The following is a 22641-nucleotide window of genomic DNA, read 5'->3' on the forward strand; positions in this document are numbered from 1 at the left end:
GCTACGGATCAATCCGCAATTTCTGCTGGCGATCAATCAGCTCAGTCATCTGGCCGACGTGATCTATACCGACGGCGGCATGGGATTGAGCTTCGAACTGCAAGGCAAACCGGTGCGTGATGTGGTGCAAACCACCTTCATCCTCAACGGCGCACGTCATCAGTATTTCAACCAAAAAGAGTTCTGGCAGCGCTTCAGTTGGCCGGGCCGCGGTGATTACCCGGGCGCCAGCCTGAGCTGGACCAGTGTGCATACCGGCGAGCGCCTGTTGGGTGATTACCAGGGCACCTGGGGCCTGATCCGCTTGCTGGAAAAAGCCCGCATCACCGTGCTGGACGACGGCGACAGCCGCTACCGCATGGAGCTCAAGGCCCCCGACGGGCTGAACCTGACCTGGAACCTGCGCACCGAACTGGGCGCGGGTCCGTTGGCGTTGCTCACGCTGCGAGGCTTCACGTTGCCGTCGCAGATCTTCCTCAATGAGGGCATAGCAAGTGCGCCCTATGCGCAGAGCGGGGGCGTTGAATGAGCCTGCATACCTTGATCACGCACTGCCTCGGCGACCGCGACGCTCTGGCTTTGGCACATAGTCAGGCTGGCCGCTGGCAACCGTGGCTGCAACCCATCAGCACAGCCTCGCCTGCAGGCGAAGACCCAGGCTATGACGACGACTTCCAGCGCATGCGCGAAGAGGTCAACAAGCTGTCCGGGGCGGATGCCGAGCGGGTCGTCCACCTGGCAGAAAAGCTGCTGATCCACACCTGCAAAGACTTGCGTGTGGCGACGTATTACCTGTGGGCCCGTTTGCAAAAGGATGGGGAAGCCGGGCTGGCTGATGGCCTCACCTTGCTTGCCGCATTGGTGGAGCGTTACGCCGCCCATGTGCTGCCGGCACGCCCCAATAGTCGCAAGATGGCGCTGGAATGGCTGGCCAGTGGCAAGGTACTGGACAGCCTGTCGCTGTACCCCGAAGTGGTGCGCAGTGAAGCCGAACGCACGGTGGCAGCGCTGGCCTGGCTGGAGCGTGGGCTGCAAGCCTGGCCGCAAGACCAGCGCCCGGCTTTGGGGGCGTTGTATGGCGCGTTGTCCGCGCGGTTGACGCAGTCCGGCGGGGTAGATGCGCTGGTACCGCAACACAGTGCCAGTCATGACTCAAGCACCCACGCCACGGCGCCTTCCGCCACGCCCGTCAAGTCCGGGCGCGATCTGTTGGACAACGGCAGGGCGCTGGCGGGTTATTTGCGCGAGCAGCCTCAAGGCTGGCTGGCGGCGCATCGGCTGATGAAGAGCTTGCGTTGGGACACGGTGCATCAGGCACCGCCTGAGGAAGCCCTCGGGAATACACGGCTTGCGGCGCCCCGTGCTGATTATCGGGCACAGCTCAAACGCCTGTACCTGCAACAAAGCTGGAGCGAACTGCTCGACCAGGTCGAGCGGGTGTACGCCGAAGGCGTGAACCACTTTTGGCTGGATTTGCAGTGGTACCTGTACCAGGCGCTGAACAAACAACCTGCGCCACAAGACAGCTGGGCCGACATCGTCAAGCGTGACTTGGGCATGTTCCTTGAGCGCTTGCCTGGCCTGGAGCTGTTGCACTGGAACGATGGAGCACCGTTCGCTGACGAGACCACCCGTGACTGGATTACCCAGCACGTCAGCGGCAATCGTGCGCAGCAATAGTTGCCTGCACCAAAGGCGGCGCTCACCACCGCAGACGCAGAAATCTTGTCGCTGGAGAGTGAAGCCCTGGCCCAGGCTGACAGCGATGGTGTGGAAACGGCGCTCGCCTGGCTGTCGACCCGACCCGACGTGCAGACCGGCCGCCAGCGCTGGCTGCTGCGCTTGTTGATGGCTCGCGTGGCCGAACAATACGGCAAGAGCGACTTGGCTGTTCATCTCCTGGGGGAGCTGGACGCTACCGCGCAGCACCATGCACTGGCGGTGTGGGAGCCGGAACTGAATTTTGAGGTCAAGGCGCGCCTGTTCAAGCTGCTACGTCTGAAAGCACAGCGCAACGATGCCGACAAACCCACCCTGGCCCGGCGTGCCGAGGCCTTGCTGGCCGCATTGGTAGCGATTGACCCGGTGCGCGCGGCGGTGCTCTGCGACTAACCCTCTTTCATCAGGAATTTATGTGTGAGCATGGACAATTTGACACTGCGCTACTTCGACGCCGAAATGCGTTACTTGCGCGAAGCTGGCAAGGAATTCGCCGAAGCCTTCCCGGATCGGGCAGCCCAGCTCAGCCTGGACAAACCCGGTGCGCAAGACCCGTATGTGGAGCGTCTATTCGAGGGCTTTGCGTTCTTGATGGGGCGCCTGCGAGAGAAGCTCGACGATGATTTGCCCGAGCTGACCGAAGGGCTGGTCAGCCTGCTATGGCCGCATTATTTACGCACCATTCCATCGCTTTCGGTTATCGAACTGGTGCCGGAGCTGGCACAGATGAAACGCAGCGAAGCCATCGGCAAGGGCTTTGAGGTGTTGTCCCAGCCTATCGGTTCGCAACGTACCCGTTGTCGTTACACCACCACTCAGGACGTGACGTTGCAACCGCTGGCCCTGGAGTCGGTGCGACTGGCTTATGAACCGGACGGCCGCTCTGTGCTGCGCCTGCGCTTTGCCTGCGGCGCGTTGACAGACTGGAGCGAGCTCGACCTGAGCCGCCTGCCGCTGTACCTGAATGCCGACGCACCGCTGGCCAGTGCCTTGCACCAGGCGCTGACGCTCAATACCCAGGCGCTGTATGTGCGTCTGTCGGGGCAACTGGAGCGTCATCCATTGGACGGCCATTTTGCGCCCAAGGGATTCGCCGATGAGGATGGCCTGTGGCCCAAGGGTGACAGCGCGTTCAGCGGTTATCAGTTGCTGCTGGAGTACTTCACCTTCCGCGAAAAGTTCATGTTCGTGACCCTCTGTGGCCTGGAGCAACTCAGCCTGAGCGCGCAAACGTCCTGGTTCGAATTGGACGTGGTGCTGCGTGAGGCATGGCCACGGGATTTCAATGTAAGCAATGAACACATTCGCCTGCATGCTGTACCGGTGATCAATCTGTTCGCGCTGGAGTCCGACCCCCTGACCCTGGCGCAGTTGCAAACGGATTATCTGTTGCGGCCCATGCGATTGCAGGACGGCCACACCGAGATTTATTCGGTCGACCAGGTGACCTCGTCAAAGAATGCCGTGCGCCACGACTATGTGCCATTCAGCAGCTTCCGCCACAAGGGCGGCATGCTGCGTGACGATGCCCCTGAGCGGTATTTCCATACCCGCTTGAAGCGCTCACCCAAGGGATTGCATGACACCTGGTTGATCCTGGGCGGTGATGGCTTCGAAAAAGATCAGTTGCACTCCGGCGAAAGCCTGTCATTGCGGTTGACCGGCACCAACGGCCTGTTACCCCGCAAAGCCCTGCAAAGCACCCTGCTCGACACCGTGGTGCAATCCACCAAGACCGGCCTGCGGGTGCGCAACCTGTGCGCCCCAAGCTTGCCGTGCTACCCACCCAATCGTGATCGTTTTCATTGGCGCGTACTCAGCCACTTGGGTTCGAATTTCCTGCCGATGCTCGACAGCGCAGAGGTGCTGCGCGGCACCCTGGCGTTGTACGACTGGGCGGGTGGCGAGCTGAACCGTCGCCGTCTGGAGGCGATTGTCGAGGTTCGCCATCACCTGGTTCAGCGCTTTGAAAAAGGCTTTTTACTGCGTGGGGTGGATATCGAAATCACCCTGGACGCGAATGGTTTTTCAGGGGAGGGCGACATCAGCCTCTTTGGCGAAATGCTCCATCGTTTCTTTGGCCTGTACGCCGATATTCATTTGTTCAACCAGCTTACGCTGATCCTGCAACCTACTGGAAAGTGCCTGCGATGGAACGAGAACCACAGTCAGCGTATTCCCGGCTGAAAGCCGCTGGATTACTCGAAGCGTTGGAAGGGCAGGTCGCCGAAGCCAATCTTTACCGATTCTGCCAGTTGCTGGAACAGGCGTTGCCTGGTCACCCGCCGCTGGGGAGTACCGCGCACCCGGCGGATGACCCGGTGCGCTTTCGGCCCGATCCCGGCATGGGCTTTCCCGCGGGGGAGCTGAAGGCCATCGAAATAGGCGAAGCACATCCTGATCGTCCTGCAACGGTACGTACGCGCTTGCTTGGGCTTTACGGCGTCGATTCGCCGATGCCCACCACCTTCCTGGACGACATCGCCCAGCGTCGCGAAGGACATGCAGCCCTGGCGGCGTTCCTGGATATTTTCAACCACAGGATCTTCACGCAGTTCTACCGCATTTGGCGCAAGTACTCCTACCCGGCGACGTTCGAGGCAGGTGGCCGTGATGCAACTTCACAATGCCTGCTGGGGCTGATCGGTCTGGGGATTCCCGGTACCGACAGGCAGATTACAACGCCGATATCACGTTTCCTGGCGTTGCTCAGTGTGATGCGTCTGCCTACCCGCAATGCCGAGGGCATCACCGCACTCGTCAAACTGCTAGCCCCCAACACTCAGGTGCGAGTAACGCGGCACTGGCCACAAAAAGTGCCCATGGCGCAGCCGGCCAGCCTGTCGATGAGTTGCCCGGTGAGTTTGTCCCAGGGCACGCCGTTAGGCAGCGTCGGGCGCGACGTCAACAGCCAGTTGCACCTCGGGCTGTTCACCGAGGACCTGGCTGAGGCGCGTGGCTGGTTGCCGGGCAACCCATTGCACAACGACTTGCTGGTATTGCTGCGGGTCTATCTGGGCTGGCGTTGCACCGCGAAATTGCAGCTGTCACTGCCGGTACACAGCCTGCCAAAGGCGATCCTGGGCGGTGCGCCGGTACTGCTGGGGATGACCGGCGTACTGGGGCTGGGCAGCGACGCCTGGCAGGTAACGGAGCAGCAAAAAATCACCATTAACCTGGGCCGATACCAGGGCCTGCACAGCAACCCGAAATTCAGAGAGGCGCAGCATGTCACGTACCGTTTTTAATCTAGTGAAGGTGGCCGTGTTCGGCGCACTCCTGAGTGGTTGTGGGTTGACCCAGACCGTGACCGACACCACCACGTCCACAGCCAAGGCGATCTTCTACAAACAAGTAAAGACTTTGCACTTGGACTTCACCGGGCGCCCCGCGACGAACGCAGACGTCATGGACATGCGTGGTTTAACGGTGCCCACGGTGGTACGCGTGTATCAGCTGCGCGACAACAAAGTGATGGAGAAGGCGACCTATGACAGTGTGCTGGGCGACGCTGACAATCTGTTGCGCAGCGACCTGTTGGGCCAGCAGGCACTGGTGATCAAGCCCGGTGAGGGCGCACAGCTTGATGTGCCGTTGGATAAGGATGCTCAGTTCGTCACGGTGGTGGCGTTGTTGCGCACACCCGATACCCAACTGAACACCTGGCGCCTGACCCTGACCCGTGATGATCTGGACCCGGATCGGGCGAGGGTGGTCGAGCTCTACAACAATCGGCTGGCCTTGCAACCGTTGGCCAAGGAGTAGGCCGTGAGCGAATTGAACCCATCGCTCTACGAAATGCTCCTGCAGAATTTCGACGGCGAACTGGACCTGTACCGCGTTCCGGAAGAGGACCAGCACACCTTGTCGGTACTGGACAACCTGCAACGCATCCTCAACAGCCGGGCGGGATCGCTCAGTCACCTGCCGGACTATGGCCTGCCGGACATGGGGCAGACCCTGCAAGGGCTGCCCGCATCGGCGCATGACCTGATCGGGACGCTGGTCAACACCTTGCTCAAGTACGAGCCGCGCCTGGCCGCCGTCAATATCGAACTGCTGCCCCAGACCCGGCCAGGTCATTTGGAATATGCCCTCGATGCGCAACTGAAAAACGGCGAGCGGGTGAGCTTCGGCACGACCCTGGCGGCTGAGGGGAAAGTCCTGGTGCGCCATTTAAGGCAGCAGAACTACCTGTCGAAACCGTAAACCTGTAACGGAAGGGAAGCTGGATGACAGCGTTATTTGAAATGCGTATTCGAGTCGGCGGTGACCCGCGCGGCCTCGGTGAATTTACGGTGCTACGTGACGAGCTGGCCAAACTGAGCCATCCGGCATGCCCGGCCGTCGACTGGGTCAAGGTCGAGCAGTTGTGCTTGACGTTATTTCAGAACAACGGCGCAGACCTGCAAACCGCGGCCTCTTTTGCGTTGGCGCGCAGCCATTGCTACGGCCTGGAAGGCATGGCGCAAGGGGTAACGTTGATTGAGGTGCTGTGCAGTGAATGGACAACGGTGTGGCCGCTGATGCACTCGATGCGCATGGGGATTCTCGCCTGGCTGTTTGCCCAATGGCAGCCATTGTTGCGCAGCCTTGAAGTTACCCAGCAGACGCTGTCCCAATTGGCGCGGCTGGGCGCTGAACTGGATCGGTTAGCCGCGCAGTTGGATCGTCGGGGGCAAGTGTCTCTCGTCAGCTTGCAGGCGCTGCGTCATCAGATAGCCAGCCTGATGCAACGCCTTCAACGTAACGTTGCTTCGGGTGAAATGCTGCCGGCGCTGCCAATGTTGATGAGAACGCCCGAGCCGGCTTTCGTGGTGCCGGTGATAGTCCTGCCAGCCCACCCGATGCCGGAGCTTCCGCCGGCCGCCAACAAAACCCACAAGCGCAGTATTGTCCTTTGGCTGTTTGCACTGCTCGCCTCAATCGCCCTCGGAGTTGGGTTTTGGTGGTGGAGCCAGGCCGCCTCGCCGCCGCAGCCGGTGCCCGATACGGTGCACCTGGATAGCCTGTCGCTGTTCGATGCCGGTAGCTCCGAGCTCAAGCCCGAGTCGACCAAGGTGCTGATCAATGCGCTGGTCAACATCAAGGCGCAGCCGGGCTGGTTGATCGTGATTGTGGGACATGCCGACACCACCGGCGATTCTGAGCAGAACCTTCAACTGTCCTACGCCCGCGCCTCGGCGGTACGCGACTGGATGCAGCGTATGGGCGATCTTGCGGATAACTGTTTTGCCGTCCAGGCCGCAGCAGGCAAGCAGCCGATCGCCAGTAATGACACAGCATCTGGCCGAGCAGCCAACCGTCGGGTGGATATACGTCTGATGCCACAGGCGCAGGCTTGTGCGCCGGCCTCTATTGATCAATAGCTTTGTTGGATAGCGGCAGAGTCAGGTCGCTGCGGGCCAGGCAAAGTGCGCCTCAGGCCAGTACCGCCACCGCCTTGATTTGCGCCCATAACGTCTGGCCGGGATGCAGTTGCAATTGGTCCCGTGAGTAACGCGTAATCCGCGCCAGCAGCGGCGTGCCGGCGGCATCCAGGCTTACCAGCACATGGGCTGCGTTGTCCGCCGGGATTTCCTGGGTCACCGTCACCGGCAGGCGATTGAGGATGCTGCTGTGTTCCTCGGCCTGCAGGCTCAAGCTGACGTCGCGCGCCTGGATCTTGAAACGCAACTGTTTGCCCAGCGCCAATGGTGCATGGGCCACGCGCATCTGCAATTGGCTCGCGGGCAATTGCAGGGTGAGCAACTGGTAATGTTCGTCGTAGGCGCAGACCGTGCCGTTGATCACCACGCCGGCGTCGTCGCCCAGGGCCAGGGGCAGGTCCAGCCGGGCCAGGGTTTCGCCGATGGGGCCGCTGGCCAGGGCCTTGCCGTCACTGAGCAACACGATGTGATCGGCCAGGCGCGCCACTTCGTCCTGGGCATGGCTGACGTACAACACCGGAATCTCCAGTTCGTCGTGCAGGCGTTCGAGGTACGGCAGGATCTCGCTTTTGCGTTTGCTGTCCAGCGCCGCCAACGGTTCGTCCATCAGCAACAGGCTCGGGCTGGTGAGCAGGGCGCGGGCGATGCCGATGCGCTGGCGTTCACCGCCGGAAAGGTGCTGCGGATGACGGTCCAGCAGGTGGCCGATGCCCAATAGTTCGGTGGCGTGGCTCATCTCCACCCGGCGTTGTTGGCGCGCGATACGCTTGAGGCCGAACTCCAGGTTGGCCAGCACCGACAAATGCGGGAACAGGCTGGCCTCTTGAAACACATAGCCCAACGCGCGTTTGTGCGGCGGCACGAACAGCCCTTTGCGGCTGTCTTGCCAGACTTCGTCGTTGATCTGCACGAAGCCCTCTTCGGCGCGTTCCAGCCCGGCGATGCAACGCAGGCAAGTGGTCTTGCCCGAGCCGGAGTGGCCGTACAACGCCGTCACCCCGCGACCGGGCAGTTGCAGGTCGACGTCCAGGGCGAACCCGGAGTACTTCAGTTGCAGGCGCACCTCGATCATCGACATCAGCTCCAGCCCGCTTTGGTTTTACGGCTGGAGTAGAGCGCCAGCAACACCAGGAAAGAAAATACCACCATGGAGCCGGCCAGCCAGTGGGCCTGGGCATATTCCATGGCTTCGACGTGGTCGTAGATCTGCACCGAGACCACCCGGGTCTTGTTCGGAATATTGCCGCCGATCATCAGCACCACGCCAAACTCACCGACCGTGTGCGCAAAACCGAGAATCGACGCCGTGATAAACCCCGGGCGTGCCAGGGGCAGGATCACGCTGAAGAAAGTGTCCCAGGGATTGGCCCGCAACGTGGCGGCCACTTCCAGTGGGCGAGTGCCGATGGCAGAAAAGGCGTTTTGCAGCGGCTGCACCACGAACGGCATGGAATAGATCACCGAGCCAATCACCAGCCCGGCAAAGCTGAAGGTCAGGGTTCCCAGGCCCAGCCATTGGGTGAACTGGCCGAAGTAGCCGTTGGGGCCCATGGTCAGCAGCAAGTAGAAGCCGATCACCGTGGGTGGCAACACCAGAGGCAAGGCCACCACCGCGCCGATGGGGCCGCGCCACCACGAACGGGTGCGCGACAGCCACAGGGCGATCGGAGTGCCGATAATCAACAGGATGACCGTGGTCAGTGACGCCAGCTGCAGGGTCAACCAGATCGCGGAAAAATCGGCACTCGACAGCGGCATTTACAGCTCGTAACCGTAGGACTTGATCACTGCGGCGGCTTTCGGACCTTTGAGGTATTCAACCAGGGCCTTGGCGGCTGCGCTGTCCTTGCCTTTGGTGAGGATCACCGCGTCTTGCTTGATCGGGTCATGCATCGACGACGGCACGATCCAGGCCGAGCCGCTGGTGACCTTGCCGTCCTTGTAGATTTGCGACAGCGCGACAAAACCCAATTCGGCGTTGCCGGTGGACACGAACTGATAGGCCTGGGCGATGTTCTGGCCTTCAACGAGCTTGTCCTTGACCTTTTCGGTCAAGCCTTCCTTCGCCAGCACTTGAGTGGCAGCGAGGCCATACGGCGCGGCTTTCGGGTTGGCGATGGACAGGTGCTTGAATTCATTTTTCTTCAGCACGTCGCCCTTGGCGTCCACGTAGCCTTCCTTCGCCGACCACAGCGCCAGGGTGCCTACCGCGTAGGTGAAACGCGAACCCTTGACGGTGTCGCCTTCGGCTTCAAGTTTCTGCGGGGTGGTGTCGTCGGCGCTGAGGAAGACTTCAAACGGCGCGCCGTTCTTGATCTGGGTATAGAACTGGCCGGTGGCACCGTAGGCCGCGACCAGCTTGTGGCCGGTGTCTTTTTCAAAGTCGGCGGCAATCGCCTGGATCGGGGCGGTGAAGTTGGCAGCCACGGCCACCTGGACTTCATCGGCGTTCGCCGAGGAGAAGGCAAACGCGGCGATCAGGGTGGCGAGGGCCGTGGGGGCCAGGCGTGAGGCGCGAATCATCATCAAGAAGCTCCTTGGGGTTTGCGGCTTGTTATAGGCAGAGGGGGTCTACCGCTATGTATGGGAATATATAGCGGTTGGCCACTGCCGGTACAGTGCAAAGTTGTCCCGGGAGTTCAGGTTCAGCGTCGGCCGAGTTTTTCCAGGGTCTGTGCGGCCAGCTCCAGCGTCAGGTCATAGGTTGAGATGTCTTTGCCCAGGCGCAGCGCCTGGCCCGACCACAAATTACTGAAGCCGGCTTCATCCTTGGCCTTGAGTGGCATCAACGCACCGCCGGACAACGGAAACGCCGGTGCCTTCGGATTGATCGCACCCAACTCACGCATCACCCGGTTGATGATGCCCCGCGCCGGGCGGCCTGTGAACAGGTTGGTCAACGCGGTTTCACTGGCCTGGGCATTGCGCAAGGCGTGGTGGTGCGACTTCGAGACGGTGGCCTCGGGGGTAAACAGGTACGCCGTGCCGATCTGCACTGCCGATGCGCCGAGGGCGAAGGCCGCGACAATGCCCCGCGCATCACCGATACCGCCCGCTGCGATCACCGGCACGCTCACGGCATCCACCACCTGCGGCACCAGGGCCATCGTACCAATCTGGCTATTCAGGTCGTCGCTGAGGAACATCCCGCGATGGCCGCCGGCTTCGGAACCCATGGCGATGACCGCGTCGCAGCTGTGTTGCTCCAGCCAGATAGCTTCTTCTACCGTGGTGGCCGACGACAGCACCTTTGCCCCGGTAGCCTTGACCCGGTCCAGCAGGGATTTTTCCGGCAGGCCGAAATGAAAACTCACGACTTCCGGACGGAATTCTTCCACCACTTCACAGGCGGCGTTATTGAACGGTGCGCGGTTGGAGACGGGCGTCGGGGCGTCAAAGTCAGCGCCCAGTTCACGGTAATAGGTTTCCAGCAGGTTCTTCCACTGAAGGTCGCGGTCGGCATCCGGCGCTGGCGGCTGATGGCAGAAGAAGTTCACGTTCAACGGCCGCGAACTGGCTTGACGAATAACCGTAAGTGCCTCGCGCAACTGCTCGATGCTCAACGCTGCCGCCGGCATCGAACCGAGGGCCCCGGCCTGGTTGACGGCAATCACCATCGCGGTACTCGTGGCATTCGCCATGGGCCCCTGAATGATTGGTAACTCAATGCCCAGCAGGTCAAGAATCCGGGTGTCTGGCCAGGTGCTCATGGTGCGCTTCTCCAACGGTGGGATGCTGTGCCGTCGTTTTAGCAGGGCCAGGTAGCACCAGGCCAGTCTGTATTATTCACTGGACGGGCCCAGTGTTTCATGCCGGGCCATCAGTCGATGGCGTGCCCGAGTACCTCGTGAATCCGCTGGGCGATATGCACGGCATGGGTTTCCAGGGCGAAGTGGCCGGTGTCGAGCAATTCCACCACCGCGTTGGCGTTGTTGCCTTTATAGGCATGGGCGCCTGGCGGGATGAAGAACGGGTCGTGTTGGCCCCAGATCACCAGCGTCGGCACTTGCGTGGCCTCGAAAAACGCCTGGAATGCCGGGTACAGCGTCAGGTTGTTGCGGTAGTCGAGGAACAGGTCCAACTGGATCTCGTCATTGCCGGGGCGCTGCATCAGGAGCACGTCGAGCATGTAGGACTCAGGCGCAACCAGCTCAGGTTGCGGGACGCCATGCAGGTACTGATAGCGCGTACCTTCCAGGCTGATGACGGCATTGCGAATCACCTCGCGATTGGCCTGGCTTGGCTCGGCCCAATACGCGCGGATCGGGTCCCAGGCGTCGCCCAGACCTTCCAGGTAGGCGTTACCGTTCTGCGATACCAGCGCGCTGACCCGTTCCGGGTGTGCCACGGCCAGGCGCAGGCCCACCGGCGCGCCATAGTCGAACACGTAGAGGGCATAGCGGCGCAGTTGCAGGGCGTCGACGAAATGCCCGACGGTGGTCGCCAGGTTGTCAAAACTGTAGTGGTAATTGCGCTCGGCGGGCACCTCGGTGAAGCCGAAGCCCGGAAGGTCCGGGGCAATGACCCGGTAGCGGGTGGCGAGCAGCGGGATCAAATCGCGGTACATGTGGGACGAACTTGGGAAACCGTGCAGCAGCAACAGCACGGGTGCGGACGGGTCGCCGGCTTCGCGGTAGAACACGCGCACGCCATCGGCATCAACGTGCTGGTAGCGAACCACTGGGGCTGAAATCGACATGATCGGGCTCCTTTGAGTAACTATATAAATTGGTTTATTGGGTTACAGATTTCAAAGGCTGCGCTCGAATAAGTAACCTGTCAAATAATATTTATAGGTTACTTTTTGGTGAGTTAAGTAACTACCCAAAGGCGTTGTAAGCGGTTACGATTGCACGGAATTGAAGAGGATTCACCATGACTGCCATTACCCCCTCCCCATTGGAACCTTACGTTCTGGCTGACCACCCTGTGTTGGACATGCTCAACACCCGGGCGAATGTCGACGGCGTGCCTTTTGAGTTCTGGCAAGGTGATGGTGATGTCGAACGTTGGCTGGTGCGTTTGAACTGGGTTGAGGAGGGCGCTGTGCCGGCTTTCGAGGAGGGCGCATTACTGGGCGCGGCGCGGGGGTTGCGCGAAGTGATCCGGTTGTTGCTGGAGCAGCGCAAGGCGGGCCTGCAGGGTGACCCCGCTGCACTGAATACGTTTTTGCGCAAGGCGGTCAGCCACCCGCAACTGGCTTGGCCTGCGCCTGGCGAGTTACGCCTGGAGCGCCAGCGCAAACAGCAAACCGCCGAGCAATTGCTGTCGCCGATTGCCGAAGCGGCCGCGATGTTGTTGGTGGACGGGGATTTCGGCCTGGTCCGTACCTGCGAACACCCCGAGTGTGTGCTGTGGTTCTACGATCGCACCAAGGGCCACAAGCGCCGTTGGTGCAGCATGGCGCTGTGTGGCAATCGGCATAAGGTGGCGGAGTTTCGCAAGCGCAAACTGTTGTAGCGGCGGTCAGGACTGCGCCGGGGTTTCGCGCTCCAGCAATTGCCGTTTGCGCTCAACGCCCCAGCGGTAGCCCGAAAGATTGCCGTCGGCACGCACCACGCGATGGCAGGGAATCGCCACGGCCAGGCAGTTGGCGCCACAGGCCTGGGCCACGGCGCGGTAGGCGGTAGGTGCGCCGATGCGTTGGGCGATCTCGGCGTAGCTTGCGGTGCTGCCCACCGGGATCTCCCGCAAGGCCTGCCACACCCGCTCTTGAAACGCGGTGCCGCGCAGATCCAGGGGCAAGTCCAGGCCCAGGGCCGGCACCTCGATGAAGCCCACCACCTGGGCAATCAGCTGTTCGAAGGCATGATCGGCGCCCAACAGATTGGCACGCGGAAACTGGTCTTGCAGGTCGCGCAGCAGTTTGTCCGGGTCATCCCCCAGCAAGATCGCGCACACACCGCGATTGCTCTGCGCCACCAGAATCGCACCCAATGAGCACTGGCCAACGGCGAAGCGAATATCCGTGTTGGTGCCGCCCGCTTTATAGTCGCCAGGCTTCATGCCGAGCAATTGGTCGGCGGTCTCGTAAAAGCGGCTGTTGGAATTGAAGCCAGCGTCGTACAGCGCGTCGGTCACCGAGTGCAGCTCCTTAAGGCCGTCGCGGACCTTGCGCGAGCGATGGGCGCTGGCGTAGCGCTTGGGCGTGAGCCCGGTGACCGCCTTGAACACCCGATGAAAATGGAACGGGCTCAAGCCGGCGAGGGCGGCCAGGGCTTCAAGGGATGGCAAGGCTTCAGCCTGTTCGATGTGCCGGCAGGCGCCCGCCACCAATTGCGCATGGCGTGCGGCCACTTGGGTCTGGTCCCCGGAGTAGCGTTTGTTGGGCCGGTAGCCCGCGGCTTCGGCTTGTTGCGGCGTGTCGAAGAATTCGACGTTCTGCGGGAGCGGACGCCGGGCGGAGCTGCTGGGGCGGCAGTACACGCCGGTGGTTTTCACGCCATAGACGAAGGTCAAGTCGGCCTTGGCGTCGCGGGCGACGATGGCGGCCCAGCGGGGGTCTTGCTCAGTGGCGTGACGCGCGGTCATGGTGGCGGCTCCTGGTTGAAGAATGCCAGGTTAACCCTGTGCGGCATTCGCATCACTCCGATGCTTGCGGTCAAATTCACCCGGCGGTTCGAAACGTCAGGTTGATCCGCTGCGGCCCCATGACCGGATGCGTGCCTGGCTTGATCGGCATCACGCCGTGAAAACGCAGGCGGTCTACGCCGCCCCATACCACGACATCACCATGGAACAGCGAGACTTTTTGCGTTTTGTCGCTGCGTGCATGGCCGCCAAAGAGAAAGATTGCTGGTAAACCCAAGGACACCGAGACCACCGGCGCGGCATAACGACGCTCGTTCTTGTCCTGGTGCAGGGACATTTTGGCGCCAGGCACATAGCGGTTGATCAGGCAGGCGTCTGGTTCGAAATCATCGAAGCCCGAGTCTGCCGCCGCCATCACGGCCAGTTGGCGCAACGTCGCAGGCAGCGCTGGCCAGGGCTGGTGGTTGTTGGGGTCAACCGGAGAGTAGCGATAGCCGCTGGGGTCGGTAGTCCAACCCAACTCACCGCAACTGCTCAACGCCGCCGACATTTTAAAGCCTCCCGGCGTGACCATTTGCCTGAACGGCGACTGCGCCAACACGCGCCTGAGTTCCGGCAGCAAACGCTCGACCCAAGGCAAGGCGTAGCCCCTGAGAACGTAGGACTGTTCACCGATTTGCTCGCGCCCCGGGGGCTGTTGCAAGGCCTCTTCGGCGAACAGGTCGGCGGTGGGCCCGGGATCGATCTTACTGTGCATCGTGAAAAATCACTCCCAAGGTATGTCGTGTACCACTGTGCAGAACACTGACCCCATGGCGCAAGGTGACCCGATGAAACCCCCTCACGCTGGGCATTGGCCGCTGATTGACCGCAAAAATCACTGCATCACCCTTGTTCAGTGGCACCACCTGGGCTCGGGATTGCATTCTCGGCCGCTGTTCCGTCAGTACCAGCTCGCCGCCACGGAAATCCTCTCCCGGCTGCGATAACAGGATGGCCACTTGTAGGGGAAATACATGCTCCCCGTACAGATCTTGATGCAAGCAGTTGTAGTCACCTGGGCCATAGTGCAGCAATAACGGGGTAGGGCGTTGCTGTCCCGCCGCGTGGCAGCGGGCAATGAAGTCGGCATGGTGCGCTGGATAGGTGATGGGCAGGTTCATCTGTTCGTTCCAGCGATTGGCCTGGGGAGCCAGGTACTGGTACAGCTGTTCACGCAGCTCGCTGACCCGTGAGGGCAGTGGGTAGCGGAAATACTTGTACTCGCCCCGGCCAAAGCCGTGCCTGGCCATCAGCACGTGGGAGCGAAACAATTCGTGTCGAGGATAGTGGCTGCTGAGTTCGGCGCATTCACTGTGATCCAGCAGGCCTGCAATCAACGAATTGCCCTGTTGATCGAGGTCTCGCTCGATCTCGTCCCAGTTCAGCCTGGCCAGACGTTCTTGCAGTGGAGTAGAAGGCATCGACGCGTTCCTGTGGCAGCGGATAAAGGCTGCCAGTCTAGGAAGTCGTCAGCGGCGTGACACTCCGATGCTTGCGCTCGAATTACAGGGCCTTGCTCACATTAATGTCGGTGATTTTATCGCTGGCATCGTGGATTTTTGCCAGGGCTTGCATGGCTTCCTCGATGCTGCCGGCCTGCAATTGGGCGAATTCGAAGCGGCGCTCACCGTTGAGTTTGTACTTGATTACATATTTGGTGGTAGTCACGGGCATTCCTGTCAGCTCAGTTTTGAATTGGTGCGGCGCACGATGCGGATCTTGTGGGACAAGGTCGGCTTTTTGGTCACGCTGATGGCGCGGCGGGTAACGACATCCAGGGTAATGTTCCAGAACCCGGTGCTTGGCGCGGTGATTTTCGCCGGGAACTTGTCAAACGCGCCGCCGTGGTAGGTATGGCGGCCACCGTTCTTGAAGCTGCGAAAGTTCGCGTCGCTCATCAGGCGGATATTGCAGGTTTGCGAGCATTCAATGACGACAATATCTCCTTCATTAAGGTGTTCGCGCTGGTGAATGAATTTCATGCGGTGTCTCCAGAAGGGCTTTTTCTGAAAAATCAGAACGATACGTAGGTTAAGATGGAGTTTATCAGCCCCAGCACGTTTATTATCGGACCGTCGTCGACGACTTCGACAATTTAAAACAGTTATTTACCGAGTTATCAGGGATAAATCCAACGCGGGCGGGAGAAAAATACCTTCCTCGCTGTCGTAGGGTCTTTATCGGAGGTTTTTATATGAAGTGGAGTGTGTTGGTTCTGGCCTTGGCGTTGGGTGGATGTGCTTCGGTGGCGGATATCAAGCAGACCCCACCGACGCTGGCAGTGATCTCCGGGAAAAAACCGCAGGAATATGCGGCGTGCGTGGTCCAGAAACTGTCTAAAACCCGCAGGCCGTCGCAGATCGAGCCTCACAAGGATGGCGTGCAGGTTATCGTACCGCAGAAGTTTTCTGCTGACCCCTCCGCTATCTTCGAAATTGAAGAGCGCTCAAGCGGCAGCAGCATCAAGCTCTATGAGAGCATGTCCAATGTGCCTATTCGCCCAGGTGATGTGAAGGCTGCCGGGGAAGCTTGCATTTCCGGTTGAGCCCATAGCCCGGCCATTTTTGAATCCGATCAATCAACCCGACCTGCTGCTGCAGTGTCGGGTTTTTTGTGGGCGATTTTCAGGTCACTGGCGATCTGCTTCGGCGCCAGGTGTTGTAGCGACCAAATCATTGCCTTACCATTTGTAGGCTTATGCCTGATTAGCCTAAGCATATAACTATAAAAATGGAGCCGTGATGATGTCTCTGGAACGAGTACTGATAGGTAGCGCATTGCTGCTGGCGCTGGGTAATGCCCACGCGCTGGAGGGGAAAAACGTATTTACGCAAGGCGGCTCGCAGCCGGGAGCTGCGCCGTGTGTGGCTTGCCACGGGGCGGACGGCCTGGGGCTGGCAGCGGCGGGTTTTCCGCGCCTGGCCGGGTTGCCGGCAGGGTATTTGCGCAAGCAGCTGGAGGATTTTAAAAGTGGCCTTCGTAATAACCCCGTGATGCAACCGCTGGCCAGCGCCCTTACGCAAGAGGAAATCAGCGCAGTGACCCAGCAGTTGGCGGCAATGCCTGCCCCGGCGATTGCCCCTGTGCACCGCAGCGTTATGCCAACCGAGGCGGCGCAAAAAATCGCCCTGCAAGGCGCGTGGGAGCGTCAGATTCCAGCCTGCGTCAGTTGCCATGGGCCCGCTGGCGTTGGGGTCGGCGACGTATTTCCGTCCTTGGCCGGGCAGTCCGCAGCCTATCTGGCGGCGCAGTTGAATGCCTGGCGCAGTGGCACGCGCCATAACGATCCGAACGATTTGATGGGCCACATCGCCAAATCGCTGACGGCTGAAGAAGTGCAAGCGGTGGCCACCTATTTTGCCTCGTTGAGCGGCCAGGAGGCCAAGCCATGAAGCGCCTATTGTTGGGAGCCCTGATCAGTTTGCCCGCCCATTCCGCCACCATCGCCATGGACGATCAGTCACAGTTGCAGCCTACCGCCGGCCCTGGGGCTGGCGTGCAGTTCCAGCCGCCGAAAGAGAGCGAGCTGCCCGACAATGCCTACGGCAAGTTGGTGAAGCAAGGCTATGCGTTGTTTGTCGACACCAAGCGCCTCGCGCCGCAATTTGTCGGCAACGGTCTCAATTGCAGCAATTGCCACCTGGACCAGGGCCGGTTGGCCAATTCCGCTCCGCTGTGGGGCGCTTACCCGATGTACCCGGCCTATCGAAAAAAGAACGACAAGGTCAACACCTTCGCCGAGCGGTTGCAGGGCTGTTTCCAGTTCAGCATGAACGGCGGTGCGCCACCTGCCGCAGACAGCCCGGAGATTACCGCGCTGTCGGTGTATGCCTATTGGCTGGCGAGCAAGGCGCCATTGGGCGTCGAATTGCCCGGGCGGGGTTATCCGCAGGTGCCGGCACCCGCCAAGGGCTACGACCTGGCACGGGGCGCCGAGGTCTACAAAGGCCAGTGCGCGGTGTGCCACGGCTCGGAAGGCCAGGGCCAGAAAGTCGGGGACAGTTACGTGATGCCGCCGCTTTGGGGTAAAGACTCCTACAACTGGGGCGCGGGCATGCATCGGATCAACACGGCAGCGTCCTTCATCAAGCACAACATGCCACTGGGCAAGGGAGGCAGCTTGAGCGACCAGCAGGCGTGGGATGTCGCCGCCTACGTCAACCGTCACGAGCGCCCACAGGATCCGCGCCTGGTGGAAGGCTCCGTGGAGAAAACCCGGGTAAAATTCCACGCCAATGATGGCGTCAATCTGTACGGGCAGATGGTCGATGGTGTGCTGATCGGCCAAGGCATCCGTTAAACTGGCGCTAACCCATAAAAAATGCCGCTGGATCAGCGGCATTGTCTTTTCGGAAATTCAGTCATGAAGCGTGAGCAAGTCAGAGAACAGCACACAGGGGGGCATATTTCTGCGACCCATGTGATTCAAAATCCCGCGGATACGGGCGAGTGGATCGTATTCTTCAAGAAGAGCGGCGGTCGCAGCTATTTCCTGGTAGACGACCAGGACGAAGTCGAATCCTTCTCGCGCCTGGACGACTTGATCGAGACCATTCGCGGCCTGGGGATCAAGTTCGCCGAGATTCACATGTAATTTATTTGCAGACCACGGTCACGCTGCGGGTTTTGTAGTTGCCGACGTCCTTGCCCAGGGTCTTGTCGGCCTCTTTCAAGGCGGGCGTACCTTCGGTGCCGACAATTCGGTAACCGGTGCCCGCGCAGGACGCATCGGCTTTCTCATAGCAACTGGCCCAGGAGTTGGCCTCGCCGGAACAGTCGATGGCCAGCCCCTGTTCGCCATTTTTCAGGACGGTGTCGGAGGTGGTGGTGCAGCCAGCCGTAAGCGCCAGTACCGCAATCAGTGCCAGAATCTTGTTCATGTGGGAGTCATCATTAGGGTGTTGAAGGGAAGCGCTGACACTGTCGTGGGGCGTTTCAGGCGAGATTATAGCGAACCGCCATCAAGGTACAGACAAACACAAAAAAGCCCCGTAAAACGAGGCTTGATTGGCGTTGCGGCGGGTATTACTTGGTCTTGGGACGTTTGCTCGACGCGTGGCCCGCTTCATCCACAAACACTTCGGCCACGGCGCACGCTTGAGCCTCGGTCGCGAATGCGCCGGCAACGCTGTCGCCGTGGAAGTTGATCAAGTGCCAGCCGTCCGCTCGCTTGGTGATCAGGTAGCCGTTCACGCCTTTTGGTTCTGACATCTATCAATCTCGTTGTCTGGTTCAAGGGCGCAATGATAGCGCCAAACGGCGTGGGGCGGCGCAAGTTGTTGCAGGTCAGTGCCGATCAACATAAAGCGTGCTAAAAAGGTTGCAGCCCCTTTAATAACGGGCACAAGCCGACGATTTTTAACAGCGTCGAAGGCACTTGATTGAATGTGGGCGGAACTTACGCCAACATTTTTTCTCTATGTTGACATCGCAACGCCAGCAGGACCCATTGTAAGGTGACTGCGGCCTGATTAGACTGCGCCGAATTTCGTACGCACAGCCCTTTGTAAGGACTCATATGATCAAGAAATGCTTGTTCCCAGCAGCCGGTTACGGCACTCGCTTCCTGCCAGCGACCAAGGCCATGCCCAAAGAGATGCTGCCGGTGGTGAACAAGCCACTGATTCAGTACGGCGTTGAAGAGGCACTGGATGCCGGTCTGAACGAAATCTCGATCGTGACCGGCCGTGGCAAACGCGCCCTGGAAGACCACTTCGACATCAGCTACGAGCTGGAAAACCAGATCAAGGGCACCGACAAGGAAAAATACCTGGTCGGCATCCGTAAACTGCTCGACGAGTGTTCGTTCTCCTACACCCGCCAAACCCAGATGAAAGGCCTGGGCCACGCGATCCTGACCGGTCGCCCGCTGATCGGTGACGAACCGTTCGCCGTGGTACTCGCCGATGACCTGTGTGTAAACCTGGAAGGCGACGGCGTCCTGACCCAGATGGTCAAGCTGTATCAGAAGTACCGTTGCACCATCGTCGCGGTTCAAGAGGTCGACCCTCAGGAAACCAACAAGTACGGCGTGATTGCCGGCGACGACATCGGTGATGGCCTGATCCGCGTACGCGACATGGTTGAAAAACCGGCGCCGGAAGATGCTCCGTCGAACCTGGCGATCATCGGCCGTTACATCCTGACCCCGGACATCTTCAAGCTGATCGAAGAAACCGAGCCAGGCAAGGGTGGCGAGATCCAGATCACCGACGCCCTGTTGAAGCAAGCCAAAGACGGCTGCGTGATTGCCTACAAGTTCAAGGGCCGTCGTTTTGACTGCGGTGGCGCTGAAGGCTACATCGAGGCCACCAACTTCTGCTATGAGCACTTCTACAAGACTGGCAAGGCTTACTGATTCACGGTTGCCTGCTTGATCTGTGAAAGCCACCTTCGGGTGGCTTTTTCGTTTTTCGGCCCCCCGTAAGCAGGTATGCTGTTGTCCTGCCGAGGAGAGTGAAATGGCCTACGATTTTGACCTTTATGTAATTGGTGCCGGTTCCGGCGGTGTGCGCGCTGCACGATTCGCCGCAGGTTTTGGCGCAAAGGTGGCGGTGGCTGAAAGCCGTTACCTGGGCGGTACATGTGTGAATGTGGGCTGCGTGCCGAAGAAACTGTTGGTATACGGCGCGCATTTCGCTGAAGACTTCGAGCAAGCCAGCGGTTTTGGCTGGTCCCTGGGCGAAGCGAACTTCGACTGGGCGACCCTGATTGCCAACAAGGATCGCGAGATCAACCGCCTCAATGGCATTTACCGCAGCCTGCTGGTCAATAGCGGTGTGACCCTGCACGAAGGGCACGCGCGACTGGTGGACCCGCACCAGGTGGAAATCAACGGTGAGCGCTTCACCGCCAAACACATTCTGGTTGCCACTGGTGGCTGGCCGCAGATCCCGGAAATCCCGGGGCGCGAGCACGCCATTGGTTCCAATGAGGCGTTCTTCCTCAAAGAGCTGCCCAAGCGTGTATTGGTAGTGGGCGGCGGTTATATCGCCGTCGAATTTGCCGGGATTTTCCATGGCCTGGGCGCGAAGACCTCGCTGCTGTATCGCGGCGATCTGTTCCTGCGCGGTTTTGACGGCTCGGTGCGTACGCATTTGAAGGAAGAGCTGACCAAGCGCGGGCTAGACCTGCAATTCAACGCCGACATCGAGCGTATCGACAAGCAGGCCGACGGCAGCCTCAAGGCCACCTTGAAAGACGGCCGCGTGCTGGAAGCCGATTGCGTGTTCTACGCCACTGGCCGCCGCCCGATGCTGGATAACCTGGGGCTGGAAAATACCGGCGTCAAGTTGGACACGCGTGGCTTTATTGAGGTGGATGATCTGTATCAGACCGCCGAACCGTCGATCCTGGCGCTGGGTGACGTGATCGGTCGCGTGCAACTCACGCCGGTCGCGCTGGCCGAAGGCATGGCCGTGGCGCGTCGCTTGTTCAAGCCCGAGCAATATCGCCCGGTGGACTACGCGATGATCCCGACGGCGGTGTTCAGCCTGCCGAATATCGGCACCGTGGGCCTCAGCGAAGAGCAAGCCCGCGCCGACGGCCACAAGGTGCAGGTTTTCGAGAGCCGCTTCCGGCCGATGAAACTGACCCTGACCGAGTGCCAGGAAAAGACCTTGATGAAACTGGTGGTCGACGCCGAGACCGACAAGGTCCTGGGTTGCCATATGGTCGGCCCCGACGCGGGCGAGATCGTGCAGGGCCTGGCGATCGCGCTCAAGGCGGGCGCGACCAAGCAGCATTTCGACGAGACTATCGGCGTGCACCCTACGGCGGCCGAAGAGTTCGTCACCATGCGCACGCCTGTGGCGCAGTAATCAGCCCTCGGAAGTTGCCTCTGGCGCCGTCGCAACGACGGCGGCCAGACGCAGCGCCTCGATGCTGGCCTGGGCTCTGGCCAGGTTCAGTTCCAGGGTTTTGTTGACCTGCTGGTGCTCGGCCAGTGCTTCCTGGCGCGCCTGATTCTCCAGCTGTGCAACCCGCAGGCGTTCCTGCAACAGGGTGCGCTCGCTGTCGATCACACTCACTTGTTCGCTTAACTGGCGCTGCTGTTCGCGGTCGTGGCGAGCCTGTTCTTGCAGTGCGCTCAGTTCCTTCACGGTCACCCGGTGCTCAATCAGCAAGCGCTCGTTATCGCGATGCAGTTGGGTGATCTCGTCCTGGCGCACCATCGCGCTCTGCTGGGCCTGGCGCAGCTCTGCCTGTACCTGCTGCAACTGGCCCTCATGGCGGCGCTGCTCCTGCTCGCGCTGGTCCTTGATCGCATTGCGGTAATGCTCAAGGGCGTCCCGGGCGTGCAGGTGTTTCTCTTCCAGTGAGCGAATCTGCTCGTCTTTGTCGTTGATGCGCAACTCGTAATCGCTGCACGCCTGGCTCAACCCGGCGTTGCGGGTTTGCTCGGTTTGCAGGCTGGAACGGGTGCTTTGCAGGGCCGCACTTTCATCGGCGAGGGCGGCGGCCTGGATGTCGAACTGTTGCTTGAGTTGGCCGTGGGCCGCTTCCAGCTCTTCAACCTGGGCGAGCAGGGCGGCTTTGTGTTGCTGGAACTGCGCCAGGGCCAGGTCGATAGGCTCCTGAGCCTTCTCCTTCAAGCGCTGGGACAGGCGTGCCACCAGCTCACCCAGCTCGTCGTCGATCGGCGCTTCGGTGATGGTCTGGCGGGTTTCGCTTTCGTCCAGCTCCTTCAAATAGCGATGAATCGTGGTTTTAGAGCCGGTATTGCCCATCTCGATGCGTACTGCATCGATGCTCGGGTTCTCGCCGCGGGCGAGGATCGCCAGGCGTGCCGTTTGAACTACTGCTTTATTGATGCCGCCGCGAGCCATGGAGTCTCCGTCGATTTAGTACTGTGGTACGTAGTATGTATATACGTACTATATCACGATTATATTTAGGCAGAAATTGATGATTCAACAGA

General features: G+C 60.3%; 26 protein-coding genes and 1 pseudogene. 14 read left to right on the top strand and 13 right to left on the bottom strand.

The features are described 5' to 3' along the window. The 7 genes and pseudogenes from ACZRN6_RS27575 to ACZRN6_RS27605 form a co-directional block, all read left to right on the top strand. Nucleotides 1-529 (top strand): type VI secretion IcmF C-terminal domain-containing protein (locus ACZRN6_RS27575; RefSeq protein WP_464009295.1); only part of this gene is annotated, 529 nt, incomplete at its 5' end. Then, nucleotides 526-2112 (top strand): annotated as a pseudogene (gene tssA / locus ACZRN6_RS27580) (type VI secretion system protein TssA). The gene ACZRN6_RS27575 and the pseudogene tssA, both read left to right, overlap by 4 nt. 24 nt (nt 2113-2136) lie before the next feature. After that, complete coding sequence (gene tssF, locus ACZRN6_RS27585; RefSeq protein ID WP_464009296.1) at nt 2137-3906, top strand: type VI secretion system baseplate subunit TssF; 1770 nt, start codon at nt 2137-2139, stop codon at nt 3904-3906. Next, nucleotides 3870-4967: a type VI secretion system baseplate subunit TssG gene (tssG, locus tag ACZRN6_RS27590; RefSeq protein ID WP_464009297.1), complete on the top strand. Its 1098-nt coding sequence runs from the start codon at nt 3870-3872 to the stop codon at nt 4965-4967. The genes tssF and tssG overlap by 37 nt, the downstream gene beginning before the upstream one ends. Further along, nucleotides 4948-5484, top strand: coding sequence for a type VI secretion system lipoprotein TssJ (gene tssJ / locus ACZRN6_RS27595; protein WP_322145326.1), 537 nt, complete (start codon nt 4948-4950; stop codon nt 5482-5484). Before tssG ends, tssJ begins: the two co-directional genes overlap by 20 nt. Before the next feature lie 3 nt (nt 5485-5487). Continuing rightward, on the top strand, nt 5488-5928 hold the full coding sequence (gene tssE, locus ACZRN6_RS27600) for a type VI secretion system baseplate subunit TssE (protein WP_322145325.1): 441 nt from the start codon (nt 5488-5490) through the stop codon (nt 5926-5928). A gap of 23 nt (nt 5929-5951) precedes the next feature. After that, entirely contained in the window at nt 5952-7088 is a 1137-nt protein-coding gene (locus tag ACZRN6_RS27605; RefSeq protein ID WP_464009298.1) for an OmpA family protein, read from the top strand. A gap of 52 nt (nt 7089-7140) precedes the next feature. Here ACZRN6_RS27605 and modC read toward each other — a convergent pair whose 3' ends face one another. The 5 genes from modC to ACZRN6_RS27630 all read right to left on the bottom strand — a co-directional run bounded on the left by modC (nt 7141) and on the right by ACZRN6_RS27630 (nt 11847). Further along, the gene (modC, locus tag ACZRN6_RS27610; protein ID WP_322145323.1) at nt 7141-8226 is read right to left on the bottom strand and encodes a molybdenum ABC transporter ATP-binding protein; all 1086 of its coding nucleotides are present in this window, start codon (nt 8224-8226) and stop codon (nt 7141-7143) included. Next, nucleotides 8226-8906 carry a molybdate ABC transporter permease subunit gene (gene modB / locus ACZRN6_RS27615; RefSeq protein ID WP_322145322.1) on the bottom strand — a complete coding sequence of 227 codons (681 nt, stop codon included), beginning with the start codon at nt 8904-8906 and terminating at the stop codon, nt 8226-8228. The genes modC and modB overlap by 1 nt, the downstream gene beginning before the upstream one ends. Further along, nucleotides 8907-9674, bottom strand: a complete 768-nt coding sequence (gene modA / locus ACZRN6_RS27620) for a molybdate ABC transporter substrate-binding protein (RefSeq protein WP_464009299.1) — start codon at nt 9672-9674, stop codon at nt 8907-8909. A gap of 119 nt (nt 9675-9793) precedes the next feature. Next, complete coding sequence (locus ACZRN6_RS27625) at nt 9794-10858, bottom strand: NAD(P)H-dependent flavin oxidoreductase (RefSeq protein WP_464009300.1); 1065 nt, start codon at nt 10856-10858, stop codon at nt 9794-9796. 110 nt (nt 10859-10968) lie between these two features. After that, complete coding sequence (locus tag ACZRN6_RS27630; RefSeq protein WP_464009301.1) at nt 10969-11847, bottom strand: alpha/beta fold hydrolase; 879 nt, start codon at nt 11845-11847, stop codon at nt 10969-10971. A 176-nt stretch (nt 11848-12023) separates the two neighbouring features. Here ACZRN6_RS27630 and ACZRN6_RS27635 point away from each other — a divergent pair, with 176 nt between their 5' ends. After that, nucleotides 12024-12608 carry a CGNR zinc finger domain-containing protein gene (locus ACZRN6_RS27635; protein WP_322145319.1) on the top strand — a complete coding sequence of 195 codons (585 nt, stop codon included), beginning with the start codon at nt 12024-12026 and terminating at the stop codon, nt 12606-12608. A 6-nt stretch (nt 12609-12614) separates the two neighbouring features. On the opposite strand, the gene ada is transcribed toward ACZRN6_RS27635, so the two are convergent. The 5 genes from ada to ACZRN6_RS27660 all read right to left on the bottom strand — a co-directional run bounded on the left by ada (nt 12615) and on the right by ACZRN6_RS27660 (nt 15703). Then, nucleotides 12615-13679, bottom strand: a complete 1065-nt coding sequence (ada, locus tag ACZRN6_RS27640; protein ID WP_322145318.1) for a bifunctional DNA-binding transcriptional regulator/O6-methylguanine-DNA methyltransferase Ada — start codon at nt 13677-13679, stop codon at nt 12615-12617. Between the two features lie 76 nt (nt 13680-13755). Beyond that, nucleotides 13756-14436: a DNA oxidative demethylase AlkB gene (gene alkB, locus ACZRN6_RS27645; RefSeq protein ID WP_464009302.1), complete on the bottom strand. Its 681-nt coding sequence runs from the start codon at nt 14434-14436 to the stop codon at nt 13756-13758. After that, a complete protein-coding gene (locus ACZRN6_RS27650) occupies nt 14426-15142 on the bottom strand; it encodes a 2OG-Fe(II) oxygenase (RefSeq protein WP_322145316.1) in 717 nt (238 codons plus the stop codon). The genes alkB and ACZRN6_RS27650 overlap by 11 nt, the downstream gene beginning before the upstream one ends. Nucleotides 15143-15224: 82 nt before the next feature. Next, complete coding sequence (locus ACZRN6_RS27655) at nt 15225-15389, bottom strand: hypothetical protein (RefSeq protein WP_322148783.1); 165 nt, start codon at nt 15387-15389, stop codon at nt 15225-15227. A gap of 11 nt (nt 15390-15400) precedes the next feature. Continuing rightward, nucleotides 15401-15703, bottom strand: coding sequence for a DUF1883 domain-containing protein (locus ACZRN6_RS27660; RefSeq protein ID WP_003212586.1), 303 nt, complete (start codon nt 15701-15703; stop codon nt 15401-15403). A gap of 212 nt (nt 15704-15915) precedes the next feature. Here ACZRN6_RS27660 and ACZRN6_RS27665 point away from each other — a divergent pair, with 212 nt between their 5' ends. The 4 genes from ACZRN6_RS27665 (at nt 15916) to ACZRN6_RS27680 (ending at nt 18315) form a co-directional block, all read left to right on the top strand. Then, nucleotides 15916-16266: a hypothetical protein gene (locus ACZRN6_RS27665; protein ID WP_003212585.1), complete on the top strand. Its 351-nt coding sequence runs from the start codon at nt 15916-15918 to the stop codon at nt 16264-16266. Nucleotides 16267-16462: 196 nt separating this feature from the next. Next, nucleotides 16463-17113 carry a c-type cytochrome gene (locus ACZRN6_RS27670; protein ID WP_464009303.1) on the top strand — a complete coding sequence of 217 codons (651 nt, stop codon included), beginning with the start codon at nt 16463-16465 and terminating at the stop codon, nt 17111-17113. Further along, nucleotides 17110-18021 (top strand): c-type cytochrome, encoded by a 912-nt coding sequence (locus ACZRN6_RS27675; protein WP_464009304.1) that lies wholly within the window; start codon nt 17110-17112, stop codon nt 18019-18021. The genes ACZRN6_RS27670 and ACZRN6_RS27675 overlap by 4 nt, the downstream gene beginning before the upstream one ends. Before the next feature lie 63 nt (nt 18022-18084). Beyond that, entirely contained in the window at nt 18085-18315 is a 231-nt protein-coding gene (locus ACZRN6_RS27680) for a hypothetical protein (protein ID WP_226478259.1), read from the top strand. A 1-nt stretch (nt 18316) separates the two neighbouring features. Here the strand turns inward: ACZRN6_RS27680 and ACZRN6_RS27685 are convergent, their stop codons facing one another. Together ACZRN6_RS27685 and ACZRN6_RS27690 are read right to left on the bottom strand one after the other, a co-directional pair. Next, nucleotides 18317-18601, bottom strand: a complete 285-nt coding sequence (locus ACZRN6_RS27685) for a hypothetical protein (protein ID WP_322145313.1) — start codon at nt 18599-18601, stop codon at nt 18317-18319. Nucleotides 18602-18746: 145 nt separating this feature from the next. Beyond that, nucleotides 18747-18932 carry a hypothetical protein gene (locus ACZRN6_RS27690; RefSeq protein ID WP_003212580.1) on the bottom strand — a complete coding sequence of 62 codons (186 nt, stop codon included), beginning with the start codon at nt 18930-18932 and terminating at the stop codon, nt 18747-18749. 307 nt (nt 18933-19239) lie between these two features. On the opposite strand from ACZRN6_RS27690, the gene galU reads away from it, so the two are divergent. Together galU and gorA are read left to right on the top strand one after the other, a co-directional pair. Further along, nucleotides 19240-20079: a UTP--glucose-1-phosphate uridylyltransferase GalU gene (gene galU / locus ACZRN6_RS27695; RefSeq protein WP_003212579.1), complete on the top strand. Its 840-nt coding sequence runs from the start codon at nt 19240-19242 to the stop codon at nt 20077-20079. 103 nt (nt 20080-20182) lie between these two features. Beyond that, complete coding sequence (gorA, locus tag ACZRN6_RS27700) at nt 20183-21541, top strand: glutathione-disulfide reductase (protein ID WP_464009305.1); 1359 nt, start codon at nt 20183-20185, stop codon at nt 21539-21541. On the opposite strand, the gene ACZRN6_RS27705 is transcribed toward gorA, so the two are convergent. Beyond that, a complete protein-coding gene (locus tag ACZRN6_RS27705; RefSeq protein WP_464009306.1) occupies nt 21542-22549 on the bottom strand; it encodes a DNA-binding protein in 1008 nt (335 codons plus the stop codon). It abuts the gene before it with no gap. Nucleotides 22550-22641: the final 92 nt, after the last annotated feature.

The sequence above is a fragment of the Pseudomonas sp. A125 genome, assembly GCF_055409485.1.

Excerpts from the sequence above, each read along its gene's own strand:
- tssG (WP_464009297.1), top strand. The coding sequence starts at position 3,870 with ATGGAACGAGAACCACAGTCAGCGTATTCCCGGCTGAAAGCCGCTGGA.
- tssJ (WP_322145326.1), top strand. The coding sequence starts at position 4,948 with ATGTCACGTACCGTTTTTAATCTAGTGAAGGTGGCCGTGTTCGGCGCA.
- ACZRN6_RS27605 (WP_464009298.1), top strand. The coding sequence starts at position 5,952 with ATGACAGCGTTATTTGAAATGCGTATTCGAGTCGGCGGTGACCCGCGC.
- modC (WP_322145323.1), bottom strand. The coding sequence starts at position 8,226 with ATGTCGATGATCGAGGTGCGCCTGCAACTGAAGTACTCCGGGTTCGCC.
- modB (WP_322145322.1), bottom strand. The coding sequence starts at position 8,906 with ATGCCGCTGTCGAGTGCCGATTTTTCCGCGATCTGGTTGACCCTGCAG.
- modA (WP_464009299.1), bottom strand. The coding sequence starts at position 9,674 with ATGATGATTCGCGCCTCACGCCTGGCCCCCACGGCCCTCGCCACCCTG.
- ACZRN6_RS27625 (WP_464009300.1), bottom strand. The coding sequence starts at position 10,858 with ATGAGCACCTGGCCAGACACCCGGATTCTTGACCTGCTGGGCATTGAG.
- ACZRN6_RS27630 (WP_464009301.1), bottom strand. The coding sequence starts at position 11,847 with ATGTCGATTTCAGCCCCAGTGGTTCGCTACCAGCACGTTGATGCCGAT.
- ACZRN6_RS27635 (WP_322145319.1), top strand. The coding sequence starts at position 12,024 with ATGACTGCCATTACCCCCTCCCCATTGGAACCTTACGTTCTGGCTGAC.
- ada (WP_322145318.1), bottom strand. The coding sequence starts at position 13,679 with ATGACCGCGCGTCACGCCACTGAGCAAGACCCCCGCTGGGCCGCCATC.
- alkB (WP_464009302.1), bottom strand. The coding sequence starts at position 14,436 with ATGCACAGTAAGATCGATCCCGGGCCCACCGCCGACCTGTTCGCCGAA.
- ACZRN6_RS27650 (WP_322145316.1), bottom strand. The coding sequence starts at position 15,142 with ATGCCTTCTACTCCACTGCAAGAACGTCTGGCCAGGCTGAACTGGGAC.
- ACZRN6_RS27660 (WP_003212586.1), bottom strand. The coding sequence starts at position 15,703 with ATGAAATTCATTCACCAGCGCGAACACCTTAATGAAGGAGATATTGTC.
- ACZRN6_RS27665 (WP_003212585.1), top strand. The coding sequence starts at position 15,916 with ATGAAGTGGAGTGTGTTGGTTCTGGCCTTGGCGTTGGGTGGATGTGCT.
- ACZRN6_RS27670 (WP_464009303.1), top strand. The coding sequence starts at position 16,463 with ATGATGTCTCTGGAACGAGTACTGATAGGTAGCGCATTGCTGCTGGCG.
- ACZRN6_RS27675 (WP_464009304.1), top strand. The coding sequence starts at position 17,110 with ATGAAGCGCCTATTGTTGGGAGCCCTGATCAGTTTGCCCGCCCATTCC.
- ACZRN6_RS27680 (WP_226478259.1), top strand. The coding sequence starts at position 18,085 with ATGAAGCGTGAGCAAGTCAGAGAACAGCACACAGGGGGGCATATTTCT.
- ACZRN6_RS27685 (WP_322145313.1), bottom strand. The coding sequence starts at position 18,601 with ATGAACAAGATTCTGGCACTGATTGCGGTACTGGCGCTTACGGCTGGC.
- ACZRN6_RS27690 (WP_003212580.1), bottom strand. The coding sequence starts at position 18,932 with ATGTCAGAACCAAAAGGCGTGAACGGCTACCTGATCACCAAGCGAGCG.
- galU (WP_003212579.1), top strand. The coding sequence starts at position 19,240 with ATGATCAAGAAATGCTTGTTCCCAGCAGCCGGTTACGGCACTCGCTTC.
- gorA (WP_464009305.1), top strand. The coding sequence starts at position 20,183 with ATGGCCTACGATTTTGACCTTTATGTAATTGGTGCCGGTTCCGGCGGT.
- ACZRN6_RS27705 (WP_464009306.1), bottom strand. The coding sequence starts at position 22,549 with ATGGCTCGCGGCGGCATCAATAAAGCAGTAGTTCAAACGGCACGCCTG.